Origin of the sequence: Rathayibacter sp. Leaf296 (assembly GCF_001423045.1) — a bacterium.
GTDB lineage: Bacteria > Actinomycetota > Actinomycetes > Actinomycetales > Microbacteriaceae > Rathayibacter > Rathayibacter caricis.
Window position 1 is genome coordinate 1 of sequence record NZ_LMNR01000004.1, and the last position, 5,639, is coordinate 5,639.

A 5,639-nucleotide genomic window follows, 5' to 3' on the forward strand; every position below is an offset into this window, starting at 1 on the left:
TAAACAGCGATGGCCACCCATTTCTGGGTGGCCATCGTGAATGGTGTCCGGCGGTGTCCTACTCTCCCACAGGGTCCCCCCTGCAGTACCATCGGCGCTGAGAGTCTTAGCTTCCGGGTTCGGAATGTGACCGGGCGTTTCCCTCTCGCTATAGCCGCCGTAACCCTTGCGACACACCCACCACACTCAGTGCCGGTGGGGGTCAAATCTGGGTTACACGTCTCGCGTGTATTCAATTATGTGCACCACCTGACGGTGGTGCGGTGCCCGTATTCTGGGAACCACAAAGTGGACGCAAGCAATCTCTGACCACTCCTACCAGCCTTTACAACGGTATGAGTGTAGTGATTATCAAGTTATCGGCTTATTAGTACCGGTCAGCTCCGACAGTCTTTAGTCCTGTCTTCCACATCCGGCCTATCAACCCAGTAATCTGGCTGGGAGCCTCTCCCCCGAAGGGATGGAAATCTCATCTCGAAGCCGGCTTCCCGCTTAGATGCTTTCAGCGGTTATCCGTTCCGAACGTAGCTAATCAGCGGTGCTCCTGGCGGAACAACTGACACACCAGAGGTTCGTCCATCCCGGTCCTCTCGTACTAGGGATAGATCTTCTCAAATTTCCTACGCGCGCAGCGGATAGGGACCGAACTGTCTCACGACGTTCTAAACCCAGCTCGCGTACCGCTTTAATGGGCGAACAGCCCAACCCTTGGGACCTACTCCAGCCCCAGGATGCGACGAGCCGACATCGAGGTGCCAAACCATGCCGTCGATATGGACTCTTGGGCAAGATCAGCCTGTTATCCCCGAGGTACCTTTTATCCGTTGAGCGACAGCGCTTCCACAAGCCACTGCCGGATCACTAGTCCCGACTTTCGTCCCTGCTCGACTTGTCAGTCTCACAGTCAAGCTCCCTTGTGCACTTACACTCGCCACCTGATTGCCAACCAGGTTGAGGGAACCTTTGGGCGCCTCCGTTACTTTTTAGGAGGCAACCGCCCCAGTTAAACTACCCATCAGGCACTGTCCCTGAACCCGATTAGGGTTCGAAGTTAGATATCCAGAGTGACCAGAGTGGTATTTCAACAATGACTCCACGAACACTAGCGTGCCCGCTTCACAGTCTCCCACCTATCCTACACAAGCCACACCGAACACCAATACCAAACTATAGTAAAGGTCACGGGGTCTTTCCGTCCTGCTGCGCGTAACGAGCATCTTTACTCGTAATGCAATTTCGCCGAGTTCGCGGTTGAGACAGCTGGGAAGTCGTTACGCCATTCGTGCAGGTCGGAACTTACCCGACAAGGAATTTCGCTACCTTAGGATGGTTATAGTTACCACCGCCGTTTACTGGGGCTTAAATTCTCAGCTTCGCCTTGCGGCTAACCGTTCCTCTTAACCTTCCAGCACCGGGCAGGCGTCAGTCCGTATACATCGTCTTGCGACTTAGCACGGACCTGTGTTTTTAGTAAACAGTCGCTTCCCACTGGTCTCTGCGGCCATCGAACGCTCCCGGAGCAAGTCCGTTCACGCCTCAGGCCCCCCTTCTCCCGAAGTTACGGGGGCATTTTGCCGAGTTCCTTAACCACGATTCTCTCGATCTCCTTGGTATTCTCTACCTGACCACCTGAGTCGGTTTGGGGTACGGGCAGCTAGAACCTCGCGTCGATGCTTTTCTTGGCAGCATAGGATCACCGATTTCGACTTGCGTCTACCCATCAGATCTCAGGCTATATGAACGACGGATTTGCCTATCGTTCGCCCTACATCCTTAGACCGGGACAACCATCGCCCGGCTCGGCTACCTTCCTGCGTCACACCTGTTAATACGCTAAACGCACCAGCACGGGGTCGTACGCTAGGCCCAACGCTTCACCCCGAAGGGATCCATCAAAGGGATTCAGATACTTAGCACTACTGGATTGTCTTGGGCGGTTCTTCGCCGGTACGGGAATATCAACCCGTTGTCCATCGACTACGCCTGTCGGCCTCGCCTTAGGTCCCGACTTACCCAGGGAAGATTAGCTTGACCCTGGAACCCTTGGTCTTCCGGAGGACGGGTTTCTCACCCGTCTTTCGCTACTCATGCCTGCATTCTCACTCGTGTGGCGTCCACGGCTGGTTCACACCGCCGCTTCACTCGCCACACGACGCTCTCCTACCCATCAACACGGCTGGACCACGAAGGCCTACCACAAAATGTCAATGCCACAACTTCGGTGGCGTGCTTGAGCCCCGTTACATTGTCGGCGCGGAATCACTTGACCAGTGAGCTATTACGCACTCTTTCAAGGGTGGCTGCTTCTAAGCCAACCTCCTGGTTGTCTGTGCAACTCCACATCCTTTCCCACTTAGCACGCGCTTAGGGACCTTAGTTGGTGGTCTGGGTTGTTTCCCTCTCGACTATGAAGCTTATCCCCCACAGTCTCACTGCTGCGCTCTCACTTACCGGCATTCGGAGTTTGGCTGACGTCAGTAAGCTTTTGGGCCCCATCGGCCATCCAGTAGCTCTACCTCCGGCAAGAAACACGCAACGCTGCACCTAAATGCATTTCGGAGAGAACCAGCTATCACGAAGTTTGATTGGCCTTTCACCCCTATCCACAGCTCATCCCCTCCATTTTCAACTGAAGTGGGTTCGGTCCTCCACGACGTCTTACCGTCGCTTCAACCTGGCCATGGATAGATCACTTCGCTTCGGGTCTAGACCCTGCGACTGAATCGCCCTATTCGGACTCGCTTTCGCTACGGCTGCCCCACACGGGTTAACCTCGCCACAGAGCACTAACTCGCAGGCTCATTCTTCAAAAGGCACGCCGTCACCCCTACAAGGAGGCTCCGACGGTTTGTAAGCAAACGGTTTCAGGTACTATTTCACTCCCCTCCCGGGGTACTTTTCACCTTTCCCTCACGGTACTTGTCCGCTATCGGTCATCTGGGAGTATTTAGGCTTATCAGGTGGTCCTGACAGATTCACACGGGATTTCTCGGGCCCCGTGCTACTTGGGATACTCTTCACGCCATAACACCATTTCGACTACGGGGCTCGCACCCGCTCTGGCCAGGCATTCAAACCTGTTCGTCTATGATGCGCTGTAACGTTCCGTGCTCGGCAGAACACGACGAAAAGTCCCACAACCCCGACCATGCAACCCCTGCCGGGTATCACACATGGCTCGGTTTAGCCTCTTCCGCGTTCGCTCGCCACTACTAACGGAATCACTGTTGTTTTCTCTTCCTGTGGGTACTGAGATGTTTCACTTCCCCACGTTCCCTCTACCCGCCCTATATATTCAGGCGGGAGTCACCAGGTCACCACAAGGGGCCTGGCGGGGTTTCCCCATTCGGAAATCCTCGGATCACAGCTCGTTTATCAGCTCCCCGAGGCTTATCGCAGATTACGACGTCCTTCTTCGGCTCCAGATGCCAAGGCATCCACCGTTTGCTCTTAAAAACTTGAAAATCACATGAGTTAAGAAACTACAATTCGAAGATTGCAGATTTCAATGATTTGCAGGAACACCCGAAGGCATCCCTGCGCCTCTGTCGATCCGAGACCGAAGTCTCGAATCTAAGATGCTCGCGTCCACTGTGTAGTTCTCAAAATACGGGCGGTACCCCTCCCCCACACACCCAGGCGTGGAGAAAGGATCCAGAAGGTCGACCCGAACCATCCGAAGACAGCCGGCCCGGTCCCTCAGGACCCAACAGCGTGCATGTGCAAGCCACCCTCCGTACCGTGCGTTCCCAACCCGAAGGCTGTACTGACACGAGACGAACTCGACCTGCACCTAGTTCAATGTTCCACCCATGAGCTACCAGCGAAGACATTCGCTTCGATCTGGCGCCTGGGACACCCTGCGGTGCCCAGATGCTCCTTAGAAAGGAGGTGATCCAGCCGCACCTTCCGGTACGGCTACCTTGTTACGACTTAGTCCTAATCACCGATCCCACCTTCGACGGCTCCCTCCCACAAGGGGTTAGGCCACCGGCTTCGGGTGTTACCGACTTTCATGACTTGACGGGCGGTGTGTACAAGGCCCGGGAACGTATTCACCGCAGCGTTGCTGATCTGCGATTACTAGCGACTCCGACTTCATGAGGTCGAGTTGCAGACCTCAATCCGAACTGAGACCGGCTTTTTGGGATTCGCTCCACCTTACGGTATCGCAGCCCTTTGTACCGGCCATTGTAGCATGCGTGAAGCCCAAGACATAAGGGGCATGATGATTTGACGTCATCCCCACCTTCCTCCGAGTTGACCCCGGCAGTCTCCTATGAGTTCCCACCATGACGTGCTGGCAACATAGAACGAGGGTTGCGCTCGTTGCGGGACTTAACCCAACATCTCACGACACGAGCTGACGACAACCATGCACCACCTGTATACCGACCTTGCGGGGCAACCATTTCTGGAAGTTTCCGGTATATGTCAAGCCTTGGTAAGGTTCTTCGCGTTGCATCGAATTAATCCGCATGCTCCGCCGCTTGTGCGGGCCCCCGTCAATTCCTTTGAGTTTTAGCCTTGCGGCCGTACTCCCCAGGCGGGGAACTTAATGCGTTAGCTGCGACACGGAGACCGTGGAAAGGTCCCCACATCTAGTTCCCAACGTTTACGGCGTGGACTACCAGGGTATCTAATCCTGTTCGCTCCCCACGCTTTCGCTCCTCAGCGTCAGTAACGGCCCAGAGAACTGCCTTCGCCATCGGTGTTCCTCCTGATATCTGCGCATTCCACCGCTACACCAGGAATTCCATTCTCCCCTACCGCACTCTAGTCTGCCCGTACCCACTGCAGGCCCGAGGTTGAGCCTCGGGTTTTCACAGCAGACGCGACAAACCGCCTACGAGCTCTTTACGCCCAATAATTCCGGACAACGCTTGCACCCTACGTATTACCGCGGCTGCTGGCACGTAGTTAGCCGGTGCTTTTTCTGCAGGTACCGTCAAACCGAAGTCCTTCTTCCCTACTAAAAGAGGTTTACAACCCGAAGGCCGTCATCCCCCACGCGGCGTTGCTGCATCAGGCTTTCGCCCATTGTGCAATATTCCCCACTGCTGCCTCCCGTAGGAGTCTGGGCCGTGTCTCAGTCCCAGTGTGGCCGGTCACCCTCTCAGGCCGGCTACCCGTCGTCGCCTTGGTGAGCCATTACCTCACCAACAAGCTGATAGGCCGCGAGTCCATCCTTGACCGAAAAACTTTCCACCCACACCCGATGCCGGGGCAGGTCGTATCCGGTATTAGACGCCGTTTCCAGCGCTTATCCCAGAGTCAAGGGCAGGTTACTCACGTGTTACTCACCCGTTCGCCACTAATCCACCCAGCAAGCTGGGCTTCATCGTTCGACTTGCATGTGTTAAGCACGCCGCCAGCGTTCGTCCTGAGCCAGGATCAAACTCTCCGTAAAAAAATTACGACTCCAACCCCGAAGAGAAGGAAGTCAAGTTTGACCTCTAGCAAATAAGACATCATTACTGACATCAATTTCCAAAGGAATCCCAACCGGATCACAAAACCCGGCCGGGGTTATAAAATTGGCATTGAACATAGTGCACGCTGTTGAGTTCTCAAGAATCGGACACACCCCGCCTCCACCCCACAAAGGAGCTTCACAACGAGAGTGATCGAAGTATTCG

Annotated in this window: 1 protein-coding gene and 3 rRNA genes; all 4 read right to left on the reverse strand. The window is 55.0% G+C overall.

All coding sequences use genetic code 11. The features are described 5' to 3' along the window. Positions 1–45: 45 nt before the first annotated feature. Positions 46–162: ribosomal RNA gene (gene rrf, locus ASF46_RS18615) — 5S ribosomal RNA — on the reverse strand. Between the two features lie 185 nt (positions 163–347). Then, a 23S ribosomal RNA gene (locus ASF46_RS18620) occupies positions 348–3,464 on the reverse strand. 420 nt (positions 3,465–3,884) lie between these two features. Then, a 16S ribosomal RNA gene (locus ASF46_RS18625) occupies positions 3,885–5,410 on the reverse strand. The 16S, 23S and 5S rRNA genes sit together here, the layout of an rRNA operon. A gap of 33 nt (positions 5,411–5,443) precedes the next feature. Beyond that, on the reverse strand, positions 5,444–5,639 hold a 196-nt coding region (locus ASF46_RS19830; RefSeq protein WP_235577028.1), incomplete at its 5' end, for a hypothetical protein.